This is a genomic window from Ruania albidiflava DSM 18029 (assembly GCF_000421225.1).
GTDB lineage: Bacteria > Actinomycetota > Actinomycetes > Actinomycetales > Beutenbergiaceae > Ruania > Ruania albidiflava.
On the sequence record NZ_ATWL01000008.1, the window covers coordinates 1 to 26,956 of the forward strand.

A 26,956-nucleotide genomic window follows, 5' to 3' on the forward strand; every position below is an offset into this window, starting at 1 on the left:
GGGTGTGTCTTCGCGTGTGGGGGGTGGGGGTTTTCGGCCTGATATTGAGGGGTTGCGGGCTGTTGCGATTGGGTTGGTGCTGGTCTACCACGCGGGTGTGGTGGAGGTGTTCCCTGGTGGGTTTGTGGGGGTTGATGTTTTCTTTGTGATCTCGGGGTTCTTGATCACGGGGTTGTTGATCAGGGAGCTGGAGAAGCAGGGGCGGGTGTCGTTGCCGCGGTTTTATGCGCGGCGGGCGAAGCGGTTGTTGCCGGCGGCGGGGTTGGTGCTGGTGGTGACTGCGGCCTTGACGTGGTGGTCGGTGTCGGTGGTGCAGTGGCGCACTTTTGGTGGGGACATCGTGGGTGCGGCGTTGTATGTGGTGAATTGGGTGTTGGCGGCTCGGTCGGTGGACTATCTGGCTGAGGGGGTGGGGGTTTCTCCGGTTCAGCATTTTTGGTCGTTGGCGGTGGAGGAGCAGTTCTACATCGTGTGGCCGTTGTTGCTGGTGCTGGTGGGCTGGTGGGTGCGTCGGCGTGCCGGTGCGCGGTTGCGGCCGGTGATGGCGGTGGGGATCGGGTTGGTGATCGTGCCGTCGTTCATCTGGTCGGTGGTGATGACGGCGGGTAATCCGGAGGCGGCGTTCTTTGTGACTCCTACGCGGTTGTGGGAGCTGGGGGTGGGGGCGTTGGTGGCTATCGGTGCTCGGTGGTGGTCTGGGTTGCCGCGTGTGGTGGGTGTGGTGCTGGGTTGGGTGGGCCTGGTGGCGGTGGTGGCTTCTGGGGTGCTGCTGAGTACTGAGGTGGCTTGGCCGGGGTATGCGGCGGCGTGGCCGGTGTTGGGGTCGGCTGCGGTGATCGTGGCTGGGTTTAGCTCTGGTCGTGGGGGTGCGGCGGGGTTGTTGTCGTGGAAGCCGGCGGTGTGGGTCGGTGGGTTGTCGTATTCGTTGTATCTGTGGCACTGGCCGTTGTTGGTGGCGGCGACGGGTTTGTGGGGGGAGCTGGGTGGCAAGAAGGGGTTGGTGGTTGCTGCGGTCAGCTTTGTCCCGGCGTGGGTGAGCTATAAGTTCGTGGAGAATCCGTTTCGGTTTGCTGCTCCGGTTGCGCGGTCGAATCGGTTGGCGTTGTCGTTGGGGGCGAACTTCTCCCTGGTGGGGGTTGCTGCGGGGTTGGTGTTGATGTTGGTGGTGCCGCAGGTGGGGGCCAATCCTGAGCAGGAGCAGCAGGCTCAGGGTGCGGCGGCGTTGCACCAGGGTGGGTCGGCCAGTGCGGAGGCCCCACCAGGATCGGTGGCCTCCCTGGCCTCGGTGGACTGGTTCACCCCACAAGCCACCCAAGCCACCAGCGACAACCCGGAGTCGTCCGAGGCCGGCTGCTCGCAGAACCAGACCGACCCGGAACCAATCGTGTGCGAGTGGGGGGATCTGGAAGGAGATCTCACCGTTGCCATGATCGGCGACTCCAAGGTGATCCAGTGGCAGTCGGCGATCGAGCAGATCGCCAACGACGAAGGCTGGCACGTCTACTCCTACATCAAGTCCGCCTGCGCCTTCGGCACCGGCGTCCAGGTCGCCAAGGGCGACCCGTACACCAGCTGCCAGCAGTGGAACGAGCAGATGCTGCCGATCATCCTCGACCAGCAGCCCGATGTGGTCATCGTCTCCAACCGGGTCGCCACCGCGATGGCCAACCCGCCGGACACCGAGTCCCGTACCAGCCAGGCCATGGAAGATGCTCTGGCCGAACGCTGGACCCAGCTAGCCGACGCGGACATCCCGGTGGTGGTGATGCTGGACTCGGTCAGCCCCGGCGACATCTCCGTCTACGAGTGCGTGGCGGACAACCTGGACAACCTCCAGGCCTGCACCTTCGACCGCAACGAAGGCGTCCAACGGTCCGGAGCTCCTGTGCAGGAGGCCGCTGCCGAGCGGGTGCCCGGGGTGCAGACCATCGACATGACCGACCAGGTCTGTCCCGAGGAGACCTGCGTACCGGTCATCGGCAACGTCCTCGTCTACCGACAGACCTCCCACCTGACCAGCACCTACGTCCGCACCCTCACGCCGTACCTGGCGGACAGGCTCGTCCCTGCGGTGAACGAGGCGGTGGGGTAGCCGCACAGCGATGAAGCACGAGACCTCGGCGCCGGACCGCCCGCAGCACTCCACGACACGGTGGCTGGTCGGCGGGAACGCTGCACTGCTCACCGTGGCGGTCGTGCTGCTCGCCATGCTGCTCGCCCAGCCCCCGCCCGAGCGCGAGGCGGATACGGCGAACGCTCAGGGAGCACAGGTGCTGGACCAGGCCCAGGACGCCCCGGCAGACGCCGTGCCCGGCACGATGGCCTCGCTGCGGGACGTGACCTGGTTCATCCCGAGCACGGCTGATGCACGCTACGACATGCCCCGGGGCTACGACTACGGCTGCGAGCAGAACCAGCAGGACGCCGAGGCGGTCCGCTGCGACTTCGGCGATCCGGACGGGGACGTCACCGTGGCCATGGTCGGGGACTCGAAGGTGCTGCAGTGGCAGTCGGCCGTGGCGACCCTCGGGCACGAGAACGCCTGGCACGTGCTCTCCTACACCAAGTCCAACTGCGGACTGCACGCCGGTCTGCAGACCAACCACGGTCAGCCGTACCGCAGCTGCGAACAGTGGAACGACCGAGTGATGGCCGACCTGCTCGCCGACCCGCCCGACGTGGTGCTGGTGTCCAACTATGTGAACACCGCCCTGGACCCGCCTGCGGACCAGGAGGAGAGCCAGGCGGCGATGGTCGACGCGCTGGTGACCCAGTGGCGCACCCTGACCGAGGCGGGTATCGCCGTCGTGGTGATCCTGGACAACCCCAGCCCAGACGGGGACTCGGTGTACGAGTGCGTGGCGACCCACCTGCGCGAGCTGGGCGCCTGCGCCTTCGACCGGGAAACAGGCATCGCCCGCTCCGGTCAGCCGGTGCAGCTGGCGGCCGCAGCGCAGCTGCCGCAGGTGCACACTGTGGACCTCACCGACCACATCTGCCCGGAGGAGATGTGCGTACCGGTGATCGGCAACGTGCTCATCTACCGGCAGGGCTCGCACCTCACCGACGTGTACGTCCGCACGCTCACACCTGCGCTGGGACGGCAGCTGGTGCCGGTCGTCGCGGACGTGACCGGGTAGGCCGAGCCAGGGTCGGACCGAGCGGAGAGGCGCGGGGTCGGGTCAGTCCCGCCGGTACACGTCCCGGGTGTAGACCTTCTCGGCCACGTCCTCCAGGTCCGCATCGTGCCGGTTGCTGATGATCACGTCGGCGCGGTGCTTGAAGGCCGCCAGGTCGGTGACCACCTCGGAGCCGAAGAACTCCGCCGTCTGCAGTGCCGGTTCGTACACGATCACCTCGACGTCCTCGCTGCGCAACCGGCGCATGATGCCCTGGATGGAGGAGTCACGGAAGTTGTCCGACCCGGACTTCATCACCAACCGGAACACGCCCACCGTGCGCGGCCTGCGGCGCAGCACGTCAGCGGCGATGAAGTCCTTCCGGGTCGCGTTCGCCTCCACCACCGCCCGGATGAGGTTCTGCGGCACCTGCTGGTAGTTGGCGAGCAGCTGCTTGGTGTCCTTGGGCAGGCAGTAGCCGCCGTACCCGAACGAGGGGTTGTTGTAGTGCGAGCCGATGCGCGGGTCCAGGCTCACCCCCTCGATGATCTGCGCGGAGTCCAGGCCGTGGGTCAGGGCGAAGGTGTCCAGCTCGTTGAAGTACGCCACCCGCAGCGCCAGGTAGGTGTTGGCGAACAGCTTGATCGCCTCCGCCTCGGTGGCGTCAGTCAGCAGCACCGGCACGTCGGCCTCTACCGCGCCCTCGACCAGCAGGTCCGCGAACCGCTTCCCAGCCTCGCCACGGTCTCCGACCACGATCCGGGAAGGGTGCAGGTTGTCCCAGAGTGCCTTGCCCTCGCGGAGGAACTCCGGGGAGAACAGCACCTGCAGGTCCGGGTGCTTAGCACGCATGCTGGCGGTGAACCCGACCGGCACCGTGGACTTGATCACCACCACCGCCTCCGGTGCCACCGTCTGCACCTGCTCGAGCACCGAACGCACCGAGGAGGTGTCGAAGTAGTTGCTGCCCGGGTCGTAGTCGGTCGGCGTGGCGATCACCACGAAGGCAGCCCCGGCCAGTGCCTCGGTGGCCGAGGTGGTGGCATGCAGCTGCAGCCGCCCCGAATCCAGGTACTCAGCCAGCTCCGGGTCGGCGATGGGGGAGCGGCCGGCGTTCACCGCTGCCACCTTCTCCTCATCGACGTCCAGGGCCACCACCTCCTGGTGCTGGGCCAGCAGCGTGGCGATGGACAGCCCGACGTAGCCACATCCGGCGACGGCGATCTTCACAGCAGCGACTCCCAGGTTCGGTTGGGTTTGTGACGACACGGTACGCCCACTGACGGGGGAAAATCGGGAACCCGCGGACGTTCTGGACGCACGGTGAACGGACCAGGGCCCTGCCCGCTGCTGCGGACAGGGCCCTGAAGTCCTCAGTGCTTCGCTCAGGAGGTCGCTGAGGTGAGCTCGGCGAGCATCGCAGAGGTGGAGGAGGTGACGAACTCCATGTCCTCCAGGCCGTAGGTCGGGATGACCTCGTCCTCGGTGATGCGGGTCAGGCCAGCACCCGGGTCGATGCCGACGATCCGGTTACCGAAGGCGTCGGCATTGTCTGCCAGCTCGTCCAGCGAGTCGATCGGCGCATCCTCGTTCACGGCGATGTTCAAGGTCGCCTCGTCGTACCAGATGCCCAGATCCTCGATCTGGTCGCCGTACTGCTCGTAGTAGTCGGCGTGCGTGGTCGGCAGCCAGCCGTCGAACAGCAGCTCGTACCCGCCGTCACCAGCCAGGGAGGTGAAGATGACGCCGATGTCGGCGTCCTCGGCGTTGACCGTGTAGCCGAAGTCCTCCAGCATGGCCTTCCAGAGGTGGCTGACCGCCACACCCTCGTCCCAGCCGGCGGGCATACCGATGCTCAGCTCGGTCATGTCATCTGCCGTGTCCTGCGGCTCACTGGAACCGACTGTGGCTTCCACCCAGTCAGGATTCTCCTCGAGCCACTGTGCTGCGGACTCCTCGTTCTGCTCACCGTCGTTCTCGTTGAGCATCAGGTTCTCAAGAGAGGCGAGCTGCTCGTCGGAGAGGGTGAAGTTGCCGATCCACTCGGCGAGCTGCGGGTAGTCCTCGGCGAAACCGGTCCGGCCGAAGGTGTGGATCTCCTCTGCCTCGCCCAGGGCGCCCTCGGGGTCCTCCAGGTCGCGGATCGGGAACTCGTCGTAGGCCCAGTGTGGGTGCCACAGCGTGACGACGATGTTGTCGCCCTCGGCGGCATTATCGTCACCGCCGCCATCGCCCTCGTCCGAGCCGCAGGCGGCGAGGCCGAGAGCGAACGCCGCAGTTACGGCAACGCCGATCATGTTGCGCGTTGTGCTTCGCATGTATTCCTTTCTGGGGGCGTCGCCCCCGGGATCGAATTCGTGGGGTCCGGTCCGCTTCCCGATCAGGCGGCGCGTGTCTTCAGCGCCTTCGCGACCGGGGAACGGTCGGACAGGGCGGCGGTGATCCGGTCGAGGAACATCGCCAGGATCACCACCGAGAACCCGGCCTCGAAACCGAGGCCGACGTTCACTCGGGTGAGCGAGCTGTAGACGTCAGCGCCGAGGCCGCCAGCGCCGACCATTCCGGCGATGACGACCATCGACAGGGCAAGCATGATCACCTGGTTCACTCCGCCCATGATCGTCGGTAGCGCGAGCGGGATCTGGATCTGGCGCAGGATGCGCCCGGGGGAGGAGCCGAATGCATGCCCTGCCTCGACGACCTCCTTGTCCACCTGCCGGATACCGAGCTCGGTGAACCGGATACCCGGGGCGATGGCGAAGATGATGGTGGCGATCATTCCTGGAACAGCACCGGTGAGGAAGATGACGACGGTCGGGATCAGGTACACGAACGCTGGCATCGTCTGCAGGAAGTCCAGGATCGGTCGTACGACCAGGGAGACCGTGTCGTTGCGGGCCGCCCAGACTCCCACCGGGATACCGATGAGCAGGGCTATCAAGCTGGCCAGGAGCACCAGGGCGAGGCTGTCCATCGCGTTCGACCACTGGCCCACGGACTGGATCACGAGCATCCCGACGAGCGTGCCGACCGCGAGCTTCCAGCCCTTGGCGAAGAACGCCAGCAGTGCCAGGACGACGGCGATCAGCAGCGGTGGCGGTCCACCCAGGACGAGGTCCAACGCGTCGTAGAGACCCTCCAGGACCGTCTTGATGAAGGTGAAGATGACCGCGAACGTGTCGGTCAGCCAGTCGACGAAGGTCTCGACCCAGCTGCCGAGCGGCAGCGTGAAGAGTGGTTCGTTCATCGGGTGCCTCCGGCGCTGGTTGTGGTCTGTGCTCCCTCAGGTTCGGCTGCAGTGATCTCTGTATCACCGTTCGCCGGCGAAGGGGCGGACGACGGTGAGTCCTCAGGGGCCATCGCCTCCAGCAGGCTCACTCGCGGTATCACTCCGGAGAGCCGGCCCTGGTCGTCGACGACGGCCAGGGGCACCGGCGACTCCGACGACGGGGCGAACAGGTCCACCAGCGGGGTGTCCTCGTTAACCGGGGTGATCAGAGTACGCACCACGCCTTCGATCGTGTCAGCGCCCTCGCGCTGGGCCTGGAGCAGGTCCTCGTCCACGACCGTGCCGAGCAGCTTTCGGTCACGGTCCACCACGACCGCGCCGGCGAGCTGTACCTCTTCGAGCTCACGCAGCGCTCGTCGTGGACCGGTGGTGGACCGCAGCGTGAGAGTGGGCTTACGCATCAGCGATGAGGCCTGCAGGACGCGGGTGCGGTCGACATCGGCGATGAACCGGGCCACGTAGTCGTCTGCCGGCTCGGAGAGGATCTGCTCGGCGGTGCCAATCTGGACGATCCGCCCGTCTCGCATCACTGCGATCCGGTCGCCCAGGCGCATCGCCTCGTTGAGGTCGTGGGTGATGAAGACGATGGTCTTTCCCAGTCGCTGCTGCAGGTCGATCAGCTGCTCCTGCATGTCGCGGCGGATCAGCGGGTCGAGAGCGGAGAAGGCCTCATCCATCAGCAGTACATCGGTATCTGCCGTCAACGCCCGGGCCAGCCCCACGCGCTGACGCATGCCACCGGAGAGCTGGGAGGGCAGCTTGTCGCCCCAGCCGTCCAAGCCCACCATCTCCAGCGAACGGTTGGCACGCTCCATCCGCTCACCCTTGGGAACCCGCTGGATCTCCAGAGGGTAGGCGGCGTTGTCCAGCACTGTGCGGTGCGGCAACAGTGCGAAGTGCTGGAACACCATGGAGACCCGAGTGCGGCGGATCTCCCGCATCCGTGCCGCCGAAACCTCGCTCAGGTCATCCTCACCGAGGTGGATGTGCCCGCCGTTGGGCCGCCAGATACCGTTGAGCATACGGATGAGCGTGGACTTGCCGGACCCGGAGAGGCCCATGACCACGAAGATCTCACCCTCTTGCACCTCGAAGGAGGCGTCGATGACCGCCGCAGTACCCAGGTCGGCGACATCGCTGCGGCTGGCCCCCTCGCGCAGCTTCGACACAGCTTCGGCCGGGCGACGTCCGAAAACCTTGTATACGTTCTGAACACGTAGTGCGTTCACGCTCACCTCTACCTCACGTCTCCTTCAGACCGGCCCGCCCGATGCCGGAGCACTCGGCGGCTGCGGTGCTGTGATGACCGCAGGTGAGCACTCGTCCCGCTGCTCACCACTCGTCCCGATCCGGGCACACAAGACCGGACCCACGAGGGCCGCAGACCACCATGACGTTATCGGCGTAGTCGTGCCAGCACGACATTCGGGTCAAACACGGTTCTGGGTCCGAGAATGCTCGTTGACATCCCCTCTGACCTGCGATGATACCCCAAAAGGATCGTTATTCCTTTGTTACTGAAATGACACCGGCGGAAGTAGATTCTCAACTTTCGGAAGACCGCGATCTCGCATCGTGAGATTTTGGCTGCGTGCTTCCCGCTGCCATGGGTGCGTACCGCCTGCTCTGGCGGCGGCGGGCGGAGTCTCCCTCCCCAGGTCCGGGCCCTGCTCCGTGTGCACGAGAGGGCCCCCGGACGTGCGTCCTGCATGCGAGCCTCGAGCGGATCCGTGGTCCCGTGTCTGAGCCGATACGCTGAGCGTCATGACTTTCTCCGAGGTGAGCGGGCGCTACAAGGTGCGCGACCTGTCCCTGGCTGAGGCGGGCCGGCACCAGATCCGGCTGGCCGAGCACGAGATGCCCGGGCTGATGGCACTGCGGGCCGAGTACGGCCAGGCGCAGCCGCTGCGCGGGGCACGGATCGCCGGGTCGCTGCACATGACGGTGCAGACCGCCGTGCTGATCGAGACCCTCACCGCACTGGGGGCGCAGGTGCGCTGGGCCTCCTGCAACATCTTCTCCACCCAGGACGAGGCCGCTGCTGCCGTGGTGGTGGGCCCGGACGGCACCCCCGAAGACCCCCGTGGCGCAGCCGTGTTCGCCTGGAAGGGCGAGACCCTGGCTGAGTACTGGGACTGTGCTGAGCAGATCCTGCTCTGGCCCGACGGCGGGCCCAACCTGATCCTGGACGACGGCGGCGACGCCACCATGCTGGTGCACGAAGGACACCGCTTCGAGACACTCGGCGCCGTGCCACCTGCGCCGCAGCCTGGGGACGCCGACTACTCCGAGGAGAAGGTCGTCTTTCTCGACCTGCTCCGCCGCTCCTTGGCCGCCGACCCGACCCGCTGGCAGACCGTAGCCGCGGGGATCCGCGGCGTCAGCGAGGAGACCACCACCGGGGTGCACCGGCTCTACCAGCTGGCCGTGGCCGGGCAGCTGCTCTTCCCGGCGATCAACGTCAACGACTCGGTCACCAAGTCCAAGTTCGACAACCGGTACGGCATCCGTCACTCGCTGCCCGACGGGCTGAACCGCGCCACCGACATCCTGATCGGCGGCAAGGTGGCCGTGGTCTGCGGCTACGGCGACGTGGGCAAGGGCGCTGCGGAGTCGCTGCGCGGGCAGGGCGCACGTGTGGTGGTCACCGAGGTTGATCCGATCTGCGCGCTGCAGGCGGCGATGGACGGCTACCAGGTGGCCCGGCTGGAGTCGGTGCTGGACCAGGGCGACTTCTTCATCACCACCACCGGCAACGTGGACGTGATCACCACCGAGCACCTCGCCGGCATGAAGGACAAGGCCGTGGTGGGCAACGTGGGCCACTTCGACAACGAGATCGACGTGGCCGGGCTGTCCCGGCTGCCGGGGGTGACCCGTACCGAGATCAAGCCACAGGTGCACGAGTGGACCTTCCCGGCCACGGCCGAGCGGGAGGAGCACTCGATCATCGTGCTCTCCGAGGGGCGGCTGCTGAACCTGGGGAACGCCACCGGGCACCCGTCGTTCGTGATGAGCAACTCCTTCGCCAACCAGGTGATCGCCCAGATGGAGCTGTTCGACGCCGAGAAGGACTACGACACCGAGGTCCACCGGCTGCCCAAGGTGCTCGACGAGAAGGTCGCCCGGCTGCACCTGGACGCGCTCGGCGTGGAGCTCACCGAGCTCACCAAGGAGCAGGCGGAGTACATCGATGTGGACGTGGCCGGGCCGTACAAGCCCGAGCACTACCGATACTGAGAGAGCTGGCGTGAGCGAGAAGACGGACCGGGGACCCGCCGAGGGCGAGCCGACCGAGCCGGATGCGAGGACCGACGAGCCCCGCGACGATGCACCGAAGGCACTGTTCTCCGGCCTGACCCCAGGCGGGGAACGCAACTTCATGGACACCCTGCGCGGGGAGACGATCGGCGGGGTGCTGCTGATCATCGGCGCAGTGGTGGCCCTCGTCTGGGCGAACTCGCCCTGGCAGGACAGCTACACCGCGATCCGGGACACCCGCCTGACGATCAGCCCGCTCGGGCTAGACCTGAGCGTCGGGGAGTGGGCCGCCGACGGCCTGCTGGCAGTGTTCTTCTTCGTCGTGGGGGTGGAGCTCAAGCGGGAGATCGTCACCGGTGAGCTGCGCCGGATGTCCACGGCGATCGTGCCGGTGGCCGCCGCCATGGGCGGGATGGCCGCACCAGCGCTCATCTACCTCGGTGTGAACCTGGCCATGCCGAACGGGGCCCCAGACGGTTGGGCGATCCCCACCGCCACCGACATCGCCTTCGCCGTGACCGTGCTCGCGCTCGTCGCCAAGTGGTTGCCGACGGCGTTGCGCGCCTTCCTGCTCACCCTCGCGGTGGTCGACGACCTGCTGGCGATCATCATCATCGCGGTCGCCTACTCCGACTCCCTCGCCCTGCTCTGGCTGCTGGCCGTAGCGGCGTGCGTGGCGCTGTTCTCATTCCTGATCCGCAAGGGGATCACCGCCTGGTGGGTGCTGCTGCCGCTGGGGCTGCTCGCCTGGTACTTCATGCACTCCTCCGGGGTGCACGCCACGATCGCCGGGGTGGCGCTCGGTATGGCCACACCGGCACTGCCGCTGAAGGGCAAGCCCGCTGAGCGGGCACCGGCACGGGCGGCTGAGGAGTCCCCGGCCGCCTACTTCGAGCACGTCTGGAGACCGGCGTCCGCCGGGTTCGTGGTGCCAGTGTTCGCGCTGTTCACCGCCGGGGTGACCGTGGACCCCACCATTCTCGGGGAGGCGCTCCGCGACCCGGTGGCGATCGGCGTGGCCCTCGGCCTGGTGGTGGGCAAACCGGTCGGCATCCTGCTGGCGACCTGGCTGGTCACTCGCACCCGGCACGCGAACCTGGCCCGCGGCCTGGCCTGGCTGGACATCGGCGCGATGGGCGTGCTCGCCGGGATCGGGTTCACCGTGTCCCTGCTGGTGGCCGAGCTGGCCTTCGGGGTGGGGCACCCGCGCGACGAGCACGCCAAGATCGCCGTGCTGTCCGCCTCGCTGTTCGCCGCGCTGGTCGGCAGTGCGCTGCTGTGGTGGCGCGGGCAGGTGCACCGCAACCACGGTGACGTCACCGCCCCCAGCACTGGGTGACGCCCTCGCCCACCACCCCACCCAACCCATCACCCAGCCACCCCGCCGGCGTGAATTGAATCAGTCGTGAGCTGCCACGTGTGGTCGTGCCCTCGGGTGTCGCCCCGGTGCAGGAAGTATCGCTCCGGCTCTCCGGGCCTGTAGGTCAGGCGTAGTCGGTGATGCCGTAGGGCAGCTCACGCATCCGTTCGGCCTCGAACAGCTCCCGTTCCTGCCGCCGAACCGCGGTGGTGTACTCCCGGTCCCGCCGAGCGACGAGCACGGCGGCCAGGAACCGCTCCGGGTTCGTGCCCCAGGGTGCCGGTGGGGCCACGTACGGCTCCACCGCTGCCGCCAGTGCGTAGGCGGCCTGCACCCGGGCCTGCGGCTGCAGCGTGCCGGTACGGGAGAGGAACACCCGGGCATGCACCGCCAGCTGGTCGGGCAGCCTGCGGATGTCCGCCTGCTGCGCCCACCGCTCCAGGTCTGGGGGCATCAGCAACGGTTGCAGCGGCATCTCCGAACCGCGGACCCGGGCGGCATACGTACCGGCGAGCAGATCGCCGAGCCGCTTGCCCCGGCGGTTCACCAAGGAGGTGATCACCGCCGCGGAGCCGAACGTGACCCACACCTCCACAGTGCCCACCAGTGCCCGGACGAACGCCTGCCGGAACCGGACCGGTCCGCCGTCGTCGCGGACGATCCGGATACCGGTGGCGAACTTGCCCACGGAGACTCCGCGGGTGAGGGTCTCCACGGTCGTGGGCAGGATCAGCATCACCAGCGCCATGGCGACCACGACCACCACGCTCAGCTGTGCCTCGTTCGTGGTCAGCTGCAGCCCGAGCAGCACGAACACCAGGCCGACGATGCCGTACGTGGCGATGTCGATGATCCCGGAGCCGACCCGGCTGAGCAGCATCGCCGGGCGCACGTCCAACGCGACTGCCTCCCCGGTGACGATCAGGTCATCGGGCAGCCCGAGCGGGTTGGTCGGGTCCGTCGGACCAGAGGGGCCGCTGGCCGCTGGGGCTGGTGAGCTCCCCGTTCGCCGTCCGGGGCCACCGTCAGCCTGTGCTCCCGCGGGCCGCGTATCGCTGCCCGCGGGAGCACTACGCGTGCCCGCTGCGGCAGTGCCGGGTGCGGCGAATGGGTTCAAGGTACTCATCCATGGCAGATTAGCCTCTATGGACATCGACGCGTTCGTCGCCGTGAACTCGAGCCGCTGGGACCGGCTCGCCGCGCTGCTGCGTCAGCGCCGCCTGGACGGCGCCGAGACCGACGAGCTGATCCGGAACTACCAGCTCACCGCCACCGACCTGTCCCGGGTGCGTACCAGTGCCCCGGACCCGAGCATCGTCTCCCGGCTGTCGATCCTGCTCGCCCGTGCCCGCGGCATGATCGCCGGTGCGCACGAGCCCGCCTGGGCGGACGTGACCCGGTTCGCGGTGATCGCACTGCCGGCGGCGTTCTATCGCGTGCGCTGGTGGACCATCGCGGCGATGCTGCTGTTCTGCGCCTACGGCGTGGCCACCGGGTTCTGGGCCTACCACGATCCTGCAGTGCTGAACCAGATGGGGAGCCCGGCGATGCGCGAGCAGTACGCACGGGAGGCGTTCGCCGCCTACTACTCCAACTTCCCGGCACCGGACTTCGCCGCGCAGGTGTGGACGAACAACGCCTGGATCGCCGCACGCGCGATCGGCGGCGGGATCACCGGGATCTTCCCGATCTTCATCCTGCTGCAGAACGCCCAGGGGATCGGCATGTCTGCCGCAGTGATGGCCGAGCACGACTACCTGGACGTGTTCTTCGCCCTGATCCTGCCGCACGGGCTGATGGAGCTGACCGCGATCTTCATCTCGGTGGGTGCCGGGGTGAAGCTGTGCTGGGCCTGGATCGCACCAGGCCCGCGCACTCGCGGCCGGGCGCTCGCCGAAGAAGGCCGCGCACTGGTGACGGTCGCCATCGGACTGGTCGTGGTGCTGGGCGTGAGCGGTCTGGTGGAAGGGTTCGTCACGCCGTCGAGCCTGCCCACCGGGGTGAAGATCACCATCGGCGCCCTGGTGCTGGCCGCCTACTGGACCTACACGATCGTGCTCGGCCGGCGCGCAGTACGCGACGGTGAGACCGGCGACGTACGCGCCGAGCACGCTGAGGACACGGTGGCGATGGCGGCCTGATGTCCACCACGCAGGCGATGGCGCTGAGCAACGGTCTGAGCGTTGCGGGCACGCCGGACGCTGCAGGTGTGCCCAGCAGCGCGGTGCTGGCCGTCCTCGACCGTCTCGACCAGCGCGGCCTGAACACCCACTCACTTCTCATCGCCCACCGCGGAGTGCTCGCCTTCGAAGGGTACTGGGCGCCCTACACGGCCCAGACGCCACACCGGCTGTACTCGGCGAGCAAGTCCTACGTCGCAGTGGCGATCGGCACCCTCGTCGACGACGCCGCGCTGACCCTCACCGACCGGCTGGCCGACCACTTCCCCGACAAGGTGCCGGCAGACATGCACCCGTACGTGGCGGCCATGACGGTCGAGGACCTGCTCACGATGCGCACCGCGCACGCAGGAACCACCTACAAGAAGGTCGACGACCCGGACTGGGTGCGCACCTTCTTCACCGTGCCGCCGGACCGAGTGCCAGGCATGGTGTTCAGCTATGACACCTCAGCCACTGTAGTACTGACTGCCCTGGTGGAGCGCCTCAGTGGGCAGCACCTGCCCGAGTACCTCATGGACCGGGTGCTCGGTCCGATCGGGGTGCAGCAACCGGTGACGGCGCTGGTGAGCCCCGCGGGAACCACTGCTGAGCAGCGGGCCGGGCGGCCCACCTGGCGGGAGATGGCGGACAACCCCCACGGGGTCGCCCATGGCGGGTCCGGGCTGTTCACCACGCCCAGGGACTTCCTCCGCTTTGCCCAGCTGTGCCTGCAGCAGGGGCGCTGGGGCGGGGAGCAGATCGTCTCGGCAGGTTTCATGCAGGCCGCCACCGGCTACCAGACCTCTACCGTGCACACGGGCGGACACCTGCCGGACAGCCGCTGCGGGTACGGCTATCAGTTCTGGCGCACCCGGAACGGCGGCTTCTCCGCCCGGGGGATGGGCGGCCAGATCGCGCTGTGCCTTCCCGAGGAGGAGCTGGTGGTGGTCACGACCGGGGACAACCAGGGCCGCACCGGCACCGAGCAGGCCTTCTTCGACGCGGTCTGGGACGAGCTGTTGCCTGCACTGCACGGCCTTCGGGCGGACCACCCCGGCGACGACGACGCGCCGGAGGCTGTTGCGGAGCTCGAGCGGGTGCGGGCCGGCCTGGCGCTGCCCCCTGTGCCGGTTCGTGGCGGCTCCCACGCCGAAGGCGGCTTCACCGGCAGGTGGGCAGTGGATGATCAGCACTCCACGTTCACCACCCTCGCCGTCTCTGTCGGCGCCCACCGCGGGGACCTGCACCTGACCGACCGGGCTGGACAGCAACGTACGTTCGCCTTCGGCATCGGCGCGCTCGTGCGCGGCAAACTGCCCGGTTATGGCTACGAGACGCTGACCTCGGGGGCCTGGCTGGACGAGCAGACTCTCTACCTTCGGGTGCACGTGCTCGGCCTGTACCTGGCGCAGCTCGAGCTGACCCTGTCCGTGCGCGGTGCTGCCGTGACGCTGACGATGAGCAAGGCAGCCGAGGGGTTCGCGCAGGAGTACCAGGGTACGGTCAGCGGCCACTGGGCAGCTGGATAACCGGGCCCTCCAGAGCCGTGGGGCCGTGTTCCGGCCGTGTCTCTACCTAGTCGCGTTGCTGGCCAGCTCAGCGAGGAACCGCGGCAGCCGGCCTGCGCCGAAGTCGAAGAACCGCACCCACTGTGGCCGGACCGCGATCCGCGCCATCCGTGGGTACATCGCCCGGCATGCCTGCTCGAACTGCGCGGCGGCCGCAGCGTCCATCGTCTGCCGTGCAGCTTCCAGGTACTCGGGCACCACACCGTCCACGATCTGGGTCGCCGCCCGCCCGCGGATGGAGAGCGCTCGTGCCTGGTCCGGGGTGTTCCCACCGTCGATGCTCAGCGCGACATCCGGGTGCTGTGCCAGGGCGGCGACCTTCGGGGCAGTGTCGGCGGTGGAGATGACCACCTCCTGCCCGGTCCAGTAGAAGCCGACCGGCACCACCCGGGGTGTGCCGTCGATGCCGGTGTAGGCCAGGTGGGCGGCCGCCGTGGAGCCGAGCAGCTCCTCGGCACCGGGCAGGGACAGCTCAGCGTCGATCTCGTGCTGGTGCATGGCTAGTTCTCCTCCTTCGCTGGCGCGGCCCGTGTGGCCGCGCTCATCAAGGAGACGGAACTGGATGCGGCGTTTCGACATCGCCGGGATCGGGCCGCGGTGCACCCAGGAGGCGAGCCCGCGTGCAGGGCTACAGCCGCCCAGCGGCCTTCAGCGCCAGGTAGGTGTCCGCCAGCGCCGGCGGCAGCTGGTCCGGGAGCCGCTCGACCACCTCGGCGCCGGTGCGCTTCAGCCTGGCGGCCAGCGCCCTGCGCTCCAGGTCGGCCCGCTCGGCGGCGGCCGCGTCGAACAGCTCTGCCGAGCTCTCCCGGGACCGGCGCAGCTCGTCGGCGCCCGGGTCGGTGGCCGAGGCCACGATCACCTGGTGGTCCCGGGCCAGGGTCGCCACCGCCGGCAGCAGGCCGGTCTCGGCCACACCCGCCTCCATCGCGGTGAGCAGCACCACCAGCGCCCGCTGGGACAGTGCGTCGCGCACCTCCTGGGTGGTGTGGGTCCAGTCCGGCTCCACCAGGGTGGGGTGCACCGGGGAGAGCGCGTCGGCGAGCTTGGCCATCACCGTGGGCCCGTGGTTGCCGCGCACCCGCGCGCGCACCGTGTGGTCCAGGGCGATCAGGTCCACCCGGTCCCCGGCCTTGGACGCCAGCGCGGCCAGCAGCAACGCGGACTCGATCTGCGCCTCGATCCGCGGTTCGTCGCCCAACCGTGCGGCCGACAGCCGGGAGGAGTCCAGCACGATCATCACCCGCCGGTCCCGCTCCGGACGCCAGGTGCGCACCACCACCTCCGAGCGCCGGGCGGTGGCCCGCCAGTCGATCGCGCGCACGTCATCACCGATCACGTACTCCCGCAGCGAGTCGAACTCGGTGCCCTGCCCGCGCACGTTCACCGCGGTGCGCCCGTCCATCTCCCGCAGCCGGGCCAGCCGGGAGGGCAGGTGCCGGCGGGACTTGAACTCAGGCAGCACCCGCAGCGTGCCCGGCACGTGCTGGGAGGACTGCCGGGCGGCCAGCCCGAGCGGCCCGTAGCGGCGCACGGTCACCAGGTCGGCGCGCAGGTCCCCGCGCCGGTGCGGGCGCAGCGGCGTGCGCACCCGGCGGGACTCACCCGGCGGCATCGTCACCCGGAACCGGTTCGCCCCCGCCCCAGCGCTGGGCTGCCAGGCGTCGCGCACCAGTGCTCGCGCCGTGCGCCGGCCGGTGTTGGTCAGCGTGAGCACCGAGGTCGCCTGCTGCTCCCGGCGCACCGACCCGAGCGAGCCGCGCCGCACCTGCACCGCTGCCGGCGACCCGGCCAACCACAGGTCCGCGCCCACGGCACCCGCCACGATCACCGCCCACGTCCACACGGTGGCGGCCTGGGGGAGCAGGGCCACCGGGAGGATGCCGAGCGCGACCAGCGCGACCGCCCGTCCGGTGATGACCATCAGCGCGGAACCGGGACGGACCCCAGGATGCCGTCGAGCACGGTCTCTGCGGTGACGCCCTCCAGCTCGGCCTCGGCACGCAGCTGCACCCGGTGCCGCAGCGTGGGGTGCGCCAGCGCCTTGACGTCGTCGGGCGTGACGAAGCGGCGACCGGACAGCCACGCCCACGCCCGGCAGGTGGCGAGCAACGCCGTCGCTCCGCGTGGGGAGACCCCGAGGGAGAGCGAGGGGGAGGTGCGGGTGGCGCGGCAGATGTCCACGATGTAGCCGAGCACCTCAGGTCCGATCTCCACCTCGGCGACCTCAGCGCGGGCGGCGGCGAGCTGTTCGGCGTCCGCCACGGCCTGCACCCCGGCGGCGTCCAGGTCGCGGGGGTCGAAGTCGTGGGCGTGCCGGTGGAGCACCTGGATCTCGTCGGCGCGCTCTGGCAGCGGCAGGATCAGCTTGAGCAGGAACCGGTCCAGCTGCGCCTCCGGCAGCGGGTAGGTGCCCTCGTACTCCACCGGGTTCTGCGTGGCGATCACCATGAACGGATCGGGGAGCGGGCGCGGTTCACCGTCCACCGACACCTGCCGCTCCTCCATCGCCTCCAGCAGCGAGGCCTGCGTCTTGGGTGGGGTGCGGTTGATCTCGTCGGCCAGCATCAGGTTCGTGAACACCGGCCCTTCCCGGAAGGAGAACTCGGCGGTGCGCGCGTCGTAGACCAGCGACCCGGTCACGTCACCGGGCATCAGGTCCGGGGTGAACTGCACCCGCTTCATGTCCAGCTCCAGGGCCGCACCCAACGTGCGGGTGAGCAGCGTCTTGGCCACACCGGGCACCCCTTCGAGGAGTACGTGCCCGCGGCACAGCAGCGCGATCACCAGCCCGGTGACGGCCGCGTCCTGCCCCACGACTGCCTTGGCGACCTCCCCGCGCACTGCTGCCAGCGTCTCTCGGACGGCGGAGTCGTTGGCGGGCTCCACGGCCGGCACCCCGGGCTGGGCGGGCTGCGCCTGCGCAGGCTGCTGGCCGTAGCCTGGAGAGGGTCCCTGCCCCGGGTGGCTCGGACCCTGGTAGGGCTGCGACCCGTAGGAGTACTGCTGCGGCGGGGTTTGCCCGCTGGCCTGCCCGAAGGAGCCCGCCGGCTGCTGGTACGGACCGGCAGGGTCGTAGCCGCCGGGCTGCCCAGAGCCTACGCTGGCCGGCCCGAACGATCCCGGTGACGGCGGAGCGCCCCCTGGGGTGGCGCCGTCACCTGGCACGTCCGGTCCGGCAGGCCCGGACTGGCCGGGCTCGGGGGTACCGGGAGCGGCCGGCGGTGGCGGACCGTACGCCGGCGGCTGGTCACCCTCCTGCTCGGGTCGGGACTCGGAGGGGCCTGAAGGGGTGCTCATCGGCGATGAACCTCGCTTTCCAGTGTGTCCAGGGCCTGGGTCAGGGCGACCAGCGACGCATCGTCGGTCGGGGGTGGGCCGTACAGCAGGGAGTCGATCGCCTCCGGTGGGCGACCGGTGGCCCGGGAGAGCGCATCGACCACGTCGGCACCGGTGGCGGTGCGGGGCAGCCCGATACGGCCGGCCACCCGGGAGATGGTGCCGGCGCGCAGCGCGGCTGCCGCGTGCGCATGGGCCCGCCCGCGCCGGTACAGGCGGCCGCGGCCGCGGGTGGTCTCGGTGGCGCGCACGATCACCGGCAGCGGTTCCACCACCACCCGGCCCAGCCGCCGACCGCGCCAGAACGCGAAAGCGACCACGGTGACCAGCAGCTGCACGATCACCATGCCCGGGATCAGCGCCGGGGTGGCGTCGTCGTCCAGGCCGAACGTGTCGGTCGCGCTGGGCAGGTACCAGGTGAGGTGCTCCTGGCCGCCGAGGATGCGCAGCACCAGGGCAGCGTTACCGGCCTCGTCCAGCCCGCCGTTGGTCAGCGGGTGGGCGTTCGGCAGCACCGACCAGGTCCGCTCCTGGTCGTCGGTCCAGCTGCCGTAGGCGAACGCGGTGCCGGCCTCGTCCAGCGGGAAGCAGCCGGTCACGGCCGGGTTGGCGGTCAGCCCGGGACCAGCGGTGGCCAGCTGTTCGGCGGCCTGTGCGTGCGGATCGGCGCACTCGGCCTGGTACGTGCTCTGGCCCCCGCCACCTTCGACCGCCACCCGGTCGGTCAGTCCGGTCAGCTCGCCGTAGCCCAGTCCGATGAGCACCACGTCGGACTCCACGTCGGCGAGTGCCTCGAGCTGTTCCGGGCGCAGCTGGTCGGCGTGGGTGATCAGCAGGGTGCCCTCGGGGCGGGCGTCGGCCAGGGCGGCGGCGGTGCTGGTGACCTCCCGGACCTGCACACCGTGGGCACCGAGGATCTGTGCGGCGGCACGGGCGCCGTTCGGATCCGGGTTGGTGGCCGAGAGCGGTGTGCTGGAGGTGTTCGGGGACAGCCGGGAGAGCAGCACCGCAGCGATGATCATCGCCACCACGGCGGCAGCCAGGATCACGATGGTGCGCCGACCGGAGCGTTTCGTCCCCGGGTCGGCAGGGGCCGAGGCGCGGCGGCCGAGCGCACTGAACGTCGGCGGGGCGGTCACTGTGGACCTGCTTGGTGGGAGCCGGTGTCCGCGCTGCTGCCCGCGGTCTGCAGAGCGGGTCCGTCGTGCCGACCCGGTGCGGTGCCTGGTTCTGCACCGGCCAGGCGCACCGGCCGGGCGGCCGCGACCTGCTCGTCCACGCCTACCACGCGCTCGTAGTCGTCCTGGGTGGCGCGGATGTCCCCGTAGCAGACAGCATCGAAGGTCTGCGAGGCGGCTAGCAGGTCCTGCGCGCAGTCCGGCAGGCCATGACCGGCGTCCGTGGCGGCTTCGTGCGCCGTGCGGCCCGGCCGGTCCTCGAGCACCACCCGCTCGTCCAGGGAGCGCACGAGCGCGCGGAAGCGTTCCAGCACCGCCAGGGAGAAGTCACCGGCACGAGCGGCGGCCTCCGCGGCGGCGCGCAGCTCCTTGGCGGTGCGCTCGTCACCGTCCAGCACCACTGCGCTGGTCGCCTGCTGGCGCAGCCGGCGGCGTCGAACGGGGCCACCGATGAGGATGCCGGCGCCGATGAGCAGCAGCACCACGGCGAGCACCACCAGCGGCAGCACCACCGGACCGACGTCCTCGTTCCAGGACAGCAGCTCACGCCACAGCCTGCCCAACCAGTCCAGCAACCGCTCCAGCAGCGTCGGCTCGTCGTTGTAGATCGCCTTGGCCAGCTCAGCCTGGGCCCACTCCCGCGCCTCGTCCGCCGACGGTGTCAGCGGGACGTCCCGTGCCCAGGGGCCCAGCACGCTCAGGCCTCCTGGGCGGCTCGGGCCAGCTCGACGTCCAGCGCCTCCAGGCGGATGCGCACGTCGATGTAGAGCAGTGCGGTGACCGCTGCCATGAACGGGGTGGTGACCGCCAGCGAGATCGCGCTGCCGACCAGGGTGAGCACATAGCTGAACGTGACCGAACCGAGGACTTGTCCGATCATCGTCACCGGGTAGGAGATCACCGAGCCGAGCAGCCCCACCAGCAGCGCGGTGAGCAGGTAGATGCCCAGCACCCGCCAGAACATCTTCCTGGTGAGCAGGAACGAGCGGCGCAGCGCCGTGAAGACCTTGGACTGCTCCAGCACCAGCGCAGGGGTGGCAAGCACGGTCAGGGTGACCACTGCGAGCATCGAGACCAGCAACACCAGCAGCATCACCACAGTGCCCAGAGCCATCAGCGCCGTGCTCCCGCTGAGCGCGAGCAGCACGATGATCCCGACGCTGAGGCCGGCCACAAGGATCAGCAGCAGGCTGACCACCAGGCTCAGCGCCAGCAGCCGTGGGATCTGCCGCTTCGTGGCGTGCCAGACCTCCTCCAGGCTCATCTTCCGACCGATCACCGCCTGGCTGACGGCGTGGATCAGCAGCCCGTTGAGGATCGTGGTGATGAGGAAGGACACCAGTCCGGAGATCGTGTACCCGAGCAGGGCCGACTGCAGGGTGGCCAGCAGCGAGCTGGTGGCCACGTTCTGCAGGGTCTCCGGGTCCATCCCGACCAGAGCGTTCAGGTCCTCGAAGACGCCCCAGGTGGCGATGCCCTGCACCAGCGTGGCCAGTGCCACCAGCACGGCCGACAGCACGAACATGACGGCCGGGTTGGTGCGGATGGAGCGGATCGCGCCGTCGTAGATCTCCCCGAGGGTCAGCGGACGCAGCGGGATGATGCCGGGTTGTGGGGCCGGTCCCCAGGCCGGTGGCAGGCCGGCGCCCTGCGCGCCGTACTGCCCGTAGCTGCCCGGCTGCTGGCCGTAGCCGGGCGGAGGCTGCTGGCCGTATGCCGGTGGGCCCTGCTGCCCGGGCTGCTGACCGTAGCCGCCGGGCGGCGGTTGCGGACCCCACCCGGGCGGGCCCCCTGCCGATCCAGGTGGAGCTCCCGGCCCACCCGCACCGGGACCGCCGGTGCCGGGACCGTCCTGTCCTGGCTGCTGGCCGTAGCCCGGGGGAGGCTGCTGGGCGTACCCGGGCGGACCGCTCTGCCCCGGCTGCTGACCGTACCCACCGGGGGGCGGGGCGTCACCCCAGCCAGAGGGTCCGGTGTTTCCCTGGCCGCCAGGCCCCGTGGACGATGGGCTCGCAGGCGGCCCTCCCGGGTGCTGGCTGGGCGCTGGCTGTCCCGGCGGCGTACCCCGTGCGGGCGGCTCCGCGCCGTTCTGCCGTGGCGGCTCCGGGTAGCTCATCGTGGTTGGTGTCCCCTTCGTGATCGTGCGCCCATCTTTGCACGGACAGCCCCGTGCACCTCGCCCCACTGGCGGGCCGTTCTCCCCACCGGTACCACCATTCCACACCGGAATCGCGGACCCGGTGCGCGCGCTCAGCCCACAGTGCCCGCCCCAGCACCGCTGCACCACGGGCCCTGAAGAGACTGAGGCACGTTTCGCCGTCGGAGGTGAGCGCGAGTGACCGCAGACGCACAACCCTGCCTCAGACGGCTGTATAGCGGCTGGCGGCGCTGCAGTGGTGCGGCACCTGCCCCCGATTCGGGGGAGGAGATGACACCATAGGGTCATGAGTGCACGCGTTCTGGTGGTGGACGACGATGCCGCGCTGTCGGAGATGATCGGCATCGTGCTGCAGTCGGAGGGGTACGAGACGGCGTTCTGCTCCGACGGGGCCAAGGCTGTGGAGGCCTACCGCGCCGAGCAGCCGGACTTGATCCTGCTGGACCTGATGCTCCCCGGGATGGACGGGATCGAGATCTGCCGCCGGATCCGCGCCGAGTCCGGGGTGCCCATCGTGATGCTCACCGCCAAGGGCGACACCGCCGACGTGGTGCAGGGTCTGGAGGCCGGCGCCGATGACTACATGGCCAAGCCCGCCAAGCCCACCGAGCTGGTCGCCCGGGTCAAGGCCCGGCTGCGTAACCGGCAGACGCAGGGCAGCGAGCGGCTGCCGATCGGGGACCTGGTGATCGACGTTCCCGGGCACCGCGTCACCCGCGGTGGCGAGACCATCAACCTCACCCCGCTGGAGTTCGACCTGATCGTCGCGCTGGCGCGCAAGCCGTGGCAGGTGTTCACCCGTGAGGTGCTGCTGGAGCAGGTCTGGGGCTACCGGCACCAGGCGGACACCCGCCTGGTGAACGTGCACGTGCAACGGCTGCGCGCCAAGGTGGAGAAGGACCCGGAGAACCCCGAGGTGGTCGTCACCGTCCGCGGCGTCGGGTATCGGGCAGGCACGCCCGCCTCGTGAACGCACCCGCCGGGCGCCACCGCCCCTGGCGGGAACGCGCCGTCCGCACCACGATCCGCGCGAGCAGGTGGCTGCGCCGGCGCACCAGGGTGGCGCTGCGGACCTGGCGGCACTCGCTGCGGCTACGCGTGGCCGCCACCACGGTGGCCGTCGGGTCGCTGGCGCTGGTGCTGCTCGCCGCGGTGCTCGCCGACCAGGTGCGCGACGGCCTGTTCGACCAGGCCCGCGACCAGGTGCTCGCCGACGCCGCCAGCCGCGCCGAGCAGGCCCAGCAGCAGTTCGACTCTGCCACCGTCTCCAACGTCCAGGACGTGCAACAGCTCGGTGACGACGTGGTCAGCACCCTGCAGCAGTCCTCGCTGGATGCGGCCGGTGTGCTGCTGCTGCCGTCTCCGGACCCCTCCTCCTCGGTGCTGATCCAGGCACCGGCCACGGACAACTCGCTGCGCGCGGTGATCCATGACGAGCTGCGCGAGCAGGTGCGTGCCGAGCAGTTCCAGCAGTGGCAGTCCGTAGCGCTGCCCACCTCCAACGGCGCGGTGGTGCCGGGGATCGCCGTGGGCGCCCCGGTGACCATGCCGGTCGCCGGGGAGAACGAGCTGTACATCGTCTACTCCCTGGCCTCCGAGCAGGCCCAGCTCGACCTGCTGCAGCGGGTGCTGGCGGTCGGCGCCGGCAGCCTGGTGGTGCTGCTGCTGGTGATGGCCTGGTACCTCACCCGCCAAGTCCTGGACCCGGTGCAGCAGGCGGCCCGCACCGCCGAACGCCTCGCTGATGGGCACCTGACCGAACGCATGCAGGTGCGCGGGCACGACGAGCTGGCCAGCCTGGGCAGCTCGTTCAACGAGATGGCCGCCAGCCTGCAGGACCAGATCGAGCGCCTGGCCGAGCTCTCCCGGATGCAGCAACGGTTCGTCTCCGACGTCTCCCACGAGCTGCGCACGCCACTGAGCACGGTCCGGATGGCTGCCGAGGTGCTCTACCAGGCACGTGAGTCCTTCCCGCCCTCGCAGGCGCGCTCGGCCGAGCTGCTGCAGAACCAGCTGGACCGGTTCGAGAACCTGCTGGTGGACCTGCTGGAGATCTCCCGGTTCGACGCCGGTGCCGCCGTGCTGGACGTCGAGGTCCTCGACCTGCACCTGGTGCTGGACCGGGTGGTGGCGCTCACCGGACCGCTGGCCGCCGAACGCGGCAGCCACATCCTGGTGCACGCTCCGGCCGACCCGGTGACCGTCGACGCCGACGCACGCCGGGTAGAACGCGTGCTGCGCAACCTGCTGGTCAACGCCGTAGAGCACGGTGAGGGCAACGACATCGACGTGACCCTCGCCGCGCACCACACCGCCGTCTCCGTGCTCGTACGCGACCATGGCATCGGTATGACCCCGGTGCAGGCCGAGCACGTCTTCGACCGGTTCTGGCGCGCCGACCCGGCCCGGGCCCGCACCCTCGGCGGCACCGGCCTGGGGCTCGCGATCGCCCTGGAGGACGCCCGGCTGCACGGCGGCGGCCTGGACGCCTGGGGCACCCCCGGAGAAGGTGCGGCGTTCCGGCTCACCCTGCCCCGCCGCGCCGGGCTGGAGATCGGTGAGCCGCCGCTGGCGCTGTGGCCCGAGCGTGCCGAGGCCGACCTGGACCACCCCGTGGACCCGTCCGACCCGGCCGGGCCGGCAGCGGTGCCACAGTGGGAGCAGGAGGAGTCCACATGACCCGCGCCCGCAGGCTGCTCACCGGGCTGACCGCCCTCGTGCTGCTCGCCGGCTGCGCCTCCCTGCCCACCGATGGGCAGGTGCAGCCCGGGGTGGAGGCCGGCCAGGACGAGGGCGTGGGCTACGTGGTGGCCGACGACCCGCGCCCGGGCGCCGAGCCCGCCCAGATCGTCCACGGCTTCCAGACCGCCGCTGTGGCCGGGATCGCCGACGACTTCAACACGGCCCGCAAGTACCTCACCCAACCGACACGCTCGGACTGGGACCCGGCCACGCAGGTGGTGATCTACGACGGCTCCGCCCCGCTGACCTACGACGACTCGGTCGAGGGCACGGTGACCATCGGTGCGACCGTCGTCGCCACTGTGGACACCGACGGGGTCTACACCCAAGCATCACCCGGCACGACCGCCACGATGACCTACGAGCTGGTCACCGACCCAGCCGGGGAGTGGCGCATCAGCGAGCTTCCGGACGGGGTGCTCATGTCCGAGGTCAACTTCGCCACCCTGTACCGCAAGACCCCGCTGTACTTCCTCAGCTCCGACGGCACCGCCATGGTGCCCGACCTGCGCTGGTACCCCACCAGGAACAGCGCCACCTACGCCGTGCGCGGTCTGATGGCAGGGGCAGCGGACTGGCTCGCACCGTCGGTGATCTCTGCGATCCCGGACGGTACCGAGCTGTCCATCGACTCGGTCACGGTCAGCGGCGGGGTGGCCACGGTCCCGCTGACCGCCGCGGTGCAGACCGCCAGCGCCACCGACCGCGCTCTGCTGGTGCGGCAGATCGAACGCACGTTGACGGCGTTGCCCCAGGTGCAGGGGGTCGAGGTCACCGTGGGTGACGTGCCCCTGGAGGTCAGCGCCAACCCACCGGCGCTGCGGGTCAACCCGGGCGTGGGGCGGACGATGACGCTGCTCACCGACGAGGACGTGCTGGCCACCTACAACGGCTCCGCGGTCGAGGAAGAGCCAGATGCCGCAGACCTCAGCACGCTCGACCCAGCCGACCCGGCGGTGGGGTACGAGGACGAGCAGACGGTGCTGCTGTCCGGACGCACCCGGCTGGTCACCGTGGCCACCGGCTCGGCCGATGCCACCGTGCTGGTGGAGGGCAAGAACCTGCTCGCACCGTCCTATACCTGGTACGGGTGGGTCTGGACCGGGGAGAAGGACAACGCTGGTGAGCTGCTCATCGCCCGCCCGGAGGGCAACGTGGAGCCGATCGAGACCCCGGCGCTCGCGGACATGCACGTGCGGGCACTGCGGGTCAGCCGGGACGGTGCACGCCTGGCGGTGATCGTGGATGCTGACGGGTCGGTGCAGGTGCTGGTGCATGCGATCACCATGGACGCCGACGGCACGCCCACCGGCCTGGGGCCGCCGCTGCAGGTGGGCCGGGAGCTGACCGACGCCACCGACCTGGTGTGGGTGGACGAGACCCAGCTCGCCGTCCTCGGGGTGAGCCAGACGGCGGAGACTGTGCACGTGGTCGAGGTCGGCGGAAGGACCACCCCGTTGCCGAGTGTGCCGGAGACCGTCCGGGTGGCCTCCGCCCGCGGGGTGCGTGACCTGTACCTGGCCACCACTGACGGGACGCTCTACGGGCGCTCGGGCAACGGGTGGGCGCCGGTGGCCACCGATGTGCGCTACCCGACGTTCCCCGGGTAGACCCGGGCGCCCGCACTCGCGACGGAGGCACTCCTGGTGCACTGAGGCAAGAGAACTGTGCCTCCATGTCACAGGAGTGCCTGCGTAGCCGGAGGGGGCTGCGGGATGGGTGGCGCAGAGTACCTGGTGTGCCTCGGCAGCGGGTGGAACGAGTGCGCAGCGCCTCTCGATCCACAGCCCCCCGGTCGACGCCTGCGTGCGGCTGGCGGATCTGTTGGTGTCTGTGACATGGAAGCACCTCTGGACGGCCTGCCGGTGAGAGGCGATGGCCTCATCACCTCCGCCGACGCGACCGCGGTGGGTGCGGTGCGCGGTGAGAAGGGGCCACGGTGAGTGGCGCGAGCCTGGTGCGCTCCGCCGTCGCACTGGGCTCCGACCTGCTCGGCCTCGTGCTGCCGCTGACCTGCGCCGGCTGCGGGCGAGGAGAACGCTCCCTGTGTCGCACCTGCCTCGCTGCCTTCGGCGCGCCGTACCGCTGCGAGGAGGACACTGTGGTGCTCGCGGCACAGGACTACGCACCGGCGCTCGGGCTGGCGACCTGGACCACGGCCAGCTATGCGGGTGCGGCTCGGCACGCGGTGCTGGCGTGGAAGAGCGGTGCGCGACCGGATCTGGGCCCGGTGCTGACCGCTGTGGCCACGCGAGCGGGTCAGGACCTGGGCGCCCGGCTCAGCCTGCCCCAGCGGAGCGCCAGCGCCCCCGCAGACCTGCTGGTGGTGCCCGCTCCCTCTGGGTGGCGCCGGAGGGTGAGCCGGCGCCTGGTGGCTGCTGACCTCGCGGCGGCCCTCGCCCGCGGCCTGGCCCGCGGCGCCGGTGCCGAGGTCTGGGCCGCCGACGTGCTCCGCCGCCGCGGCGGCAGCACCCACCGGCTCGGTGCTGCGGCACGCACCCGCGGTCACGGGGCGGTGCGGGTGGTCAGCGCGCTCCCAGCCGGGGTGCCAGTGCTGATCGTCGACGACGTCGTCACCACTGGGGCCACGATCCACGCCTCCCGTAGGGCGTTGGTGGCGGCGGGCGCCCCGGTGGTCGGCGCGTTCGCGCTCGCGGCCACCCCGCCGCCCGGGAGGGCCGCGATTCCCGTGCTCCGAGACGGTCCGCCACCCACATGCTGAGATGTACAGGTGTCGGCCCAGACACGGCCCGCGTTGAGGTGTCACAACGCCAGCAGGTGGA

General features: G+C 70.0%; 21 protein-coding genes. 10 read left to right on the forward strand and 11 right to left on the reverse strand.

Annotation, left to right across the window (positions count from 1 at the left end):
- Positions 1-16: 16 nt before the first annotated feature.
- Both K338_RS21925 and K338_RS0110620 read left to right on the forward strand, forming a co-directional pair.
- Entirely contained in the window at positions 17-2,092 is a 2,076-nt protein-coding gene (locus K338_RS21925; protein WP_022918151.1) for an acyltransferase family protein, read from the forward strand.
- A gap of 10 nt (positions 2,093-2,102) precedes the next feature.
- Positions 2,103-3,140 (forward strand): SGNH hydrolase domain-containing protein, encoded by a 1,038-nt coding sequence (locus K338_RS0110620; RefSeq protein WP_022918152.1) that lies wholly within the window; start codon positions 2,103-2,105, stop codon positions 3,138-3,140.
- A gap of 42 nt (positions 3,141-3,182) precedes the next feature.
- Here K338_RS0110620 and K338_RS0110625 read toward each other — a convergent pair whose 3' ends face one another.
- From K338_RS0110625 to K338_RS21935, 4 genes are all read right to left on the reverse strand, one after another.
- A complete protein-coding gene (locus tag K338_RS0110625; protein WP_022918153.1) occupies positions 3,183-4,349 on the reverse strand; it encodes a nucleotide sugar dehydrogenase in 1,167 nt (388 codons plus the stop codon).
- 155 nt (positions 4,350-4,504) lie between these two features.
- The gene (locus K338_RS26515) at positions 4,505-5,437 is read right to left on the reverse strand and encodes a glycine betaine ABC transporter substrate-binding protein (protein ID WP_342662718.1); all 933 of its coding nucleotides are present in this window, start codon (positions 5,435-5,437) and stop codon (positions 4,505-4,507) included.
- 62 nt (positions 5,438-5,499) lie between these two features.
- On the reverse strand, positions 5,500-6,366 hold the full coding sequence (locus tag K338_RS0110635; RefSeq protein WP_022918155.1) for an ABC transporter permease: 867 nt from the start codon (positions 6,364-6,366) through the stop codon (positions 5,500-5,502).
- Complete coding sequence (locus tag K338_RS21935; protein ID WP_425413832.1) at positions 6,363-7,577, reverse strand: quaternary amine ABC transporter ATP-binding protein; 1,215 nt, start codon at positions 7,575-7,577, stop codon at positions 6,363-6,365. The genes K338_RS0110635 and K338_RS21935 overlap by 4 nt, the downstream gene beginning before the upstream one ends.
- 595 nt (positions 7,578-8,172) lie before the next feature.
- On the opposite strand from K338_RS21935, the gene ahcY reads away from it, so the two are divergent.
- Positions 8,173-9,648, forward strand: coding sequence for an adenosylhomocysteinase (gene ahcY / locus K338_RS0110645; protein ID WP_022918157.1), 1,476 nt, complete (start codon positions 8,173-8,175; stop codon positions 9,646-9,648).
- A gap of 10 nt (positions 9,649-9,658) precedes the next feature.
- Complete coding sequence (nhaA, locus tag K338_RS21940) at positions 9,659-11,008, forward strand: Na+/H+ antiporter NhaA (protein WP_022918158.1); 1,350 nt, start codon at positions 9,659-9,661, stop codon at positions 11,006-11,008.
- 145 nt (positions 11,009-11,153) lie between these two features.
- On the opposite strand, the gene K338_RS0110655 is transcribed toward nhaA, so the two are convergent.
- A complete protein-coding gene (locus K338_RS0110655) occupies positions 11,154-12,155 on the reverse strand; it encodes an RDD family protein (protein WP_245542945.1) in 1,002 nt (333 codons plus the stop codon).
- A gap of 19 nt (positions 12,156-12,174) precedes the next feature.
- Here K338_RS0110655 and K338_RS0110660 point away from each other — a divergent pair, with 19 nt between their 5' ends.
- Complete coding sequence (locus K338_RS0110660; protein ID WP_022918160.1) at positions 12,175-13,170, forward strand: stage II sporulation protein M; 996 nt, start codon at positions 12,175-12,177, stop codon at positions 13,168-13,170.
- A complete protein-coding gene (locus tag K338_RS0110665) occupies positions 13,170-14,720 on the forward strand; it encodes a serine hydrolase domain-containing protein (RefSeq protein ID WP_022918161.1) in 1,551 nt (516 codons plus the stop codon). Before K338_RS0110660 ends, K338_RS0110665 begins: the two co-directional genes overlap by 1 nt.
- 42 nt (positions 14,721-14,762) lie before the next feature.
- Here the strand turns inward: K338_RS0110665 and K338_RS0110670 are convergent, their stop codons facing one another.
- The 6 genes from K338_RS0110670 to K338_RS25550 all read right to left on the reverse strand — a co-directional run bounded on the left by K338_RS0110670 (position 14,763) and on the right by K338_RS25550 (position 21,389).
- Positions 14,763-15,257 carry a pyridoxamine 5'-phosphate oxidase family protein gene (locus K338_RS0110670; RefSeq protein WP_022918162.1) on the reverse strand — a complete coding sequence of 165 codons (495 nt, stop codon included), beginning with the start codon at positions 15,255-15,257 and terminating at the stop codon, positions 14,763-14,765.
- 130 nt (positions 15,258-15,387) lie between these two features.
- The gene (locus K338_RS0110675) at positions 15,388-16,680 is read right to left on the reverse strand and encodes a DUF58 domain-containing protein (protein ID WP_022918163.1); all 1,293 of its coding nucleotides are present in this window, start codon (positions 16,678-16,680) and stop codon (positions 15,388-15,390) included.
- Complete coding sequence (locus tag K338_RS0110680; RefSeq protein ID WP_022918164.1) at positions 16,680-17,654, reverse strand: AAA family ATPase; 975 nt, start codon at positions 17,652-17,654, stop codon at positions 16,680-16,682. Before K338_RS0110680 ends, K338_RS0110675 begins: the two co-directional genes overlap by 1 nt.
- Before the next feature lie 398 nt (positions 17,655-18,052).
- A complete protein-coding gene (locus K338_RS21945) occupies positions 18,053-19,234 on the reverse strand; it encodes a DUF4350 domain-containing protein (RefSeq protein WP_022918165.1) in 1,182 nt (393 codons plus the stop codon).
- Positions 19,231-19,968: a DUF4129 domain-containing protein gene (locus K338_RS21950; protein WP_022918166.1), complete on the reverse strand. Its 738-nt coding sequence runs from the start codon at positions 19,966-19,968 to the stop codon at positions 19,231-19,233. The genes K338_RS21945 and K338_RS21950 overlap by 4 nt, the downstream gene beginning before the upstream one ends.
- A 2-nt stretch (positions 19,969-19,970) precedes the next feature.
- The gene (locus K338_RS25550; protein ID WP_022918167.1) at positions 19,971-21,389 is read right to left on the reverse strand and encodes a DUF7847 domain-containing protein; all 1,419 of its coding nucleotides are present in this window, start codon (positions 21,387-21,389) and stop codon (positions 19,971-19,973) included.
- 328 nt (positions 21,390-21,717) lie between these two features.
- Here K338_RS25550 and mtrA point away from each other — a divergent pair, with 328 nt between their 5' ends.
- From mtrA to K338_RS21970, 4 genes are all read left to right on the forward strand, one after another.
- Complete coding sequence (mtrA, locus tag K338_RS0110700) at positions 21,718-22,401, forward strand: MtrAB system response regulator MtrA (RefSeq protein WP_022918168.1); 684 nt, start codon at positions 21,718-21,720, stop codon at positions 22,399-22,401.
- Positions 22,398-24,110, forward strand: a complete 1,713-nt coding sequence (mtrB, locus tag K338_RS21960; RefSeq protein WP_084480981.1) for an MtrAB system histidine kinase MtrB — start codon at positions 22,398-22,400, stop codon at positions 24,108-24,110. Before mtrA ends, mtrB begins: the two co-directional genes overlap by 4 nt.
- Positions 24,107-25,783, forward strand: coding sequence for an LpqB family beta-propeller domain-containing protein (locus K338_RS21965; RefSeq protein ID WP_022918170.1), 1,677 nt, complete (start codon positions 24,107-24,109; stop codon positions 25,781-25,783). The genes mtrB and K338_RS21965 overlap by 4 nt, the downstream gene beginning before the upstream one ends.
- 329 nt (positions 25,784-26,112) lie before the next feature.
- Positions 26,113-26,895: a ComF family protein gene (locus tag K338_RS21970; protein ID WP_022918172.1), complete on the forward strand. Its 783-nt coding sequence runs from the start codon at positions 26,113-26,115 to the stop codon at positions 26,893-26,895.
- Positions 26,896-26,956: the final 61 nt, after the last annotated feature.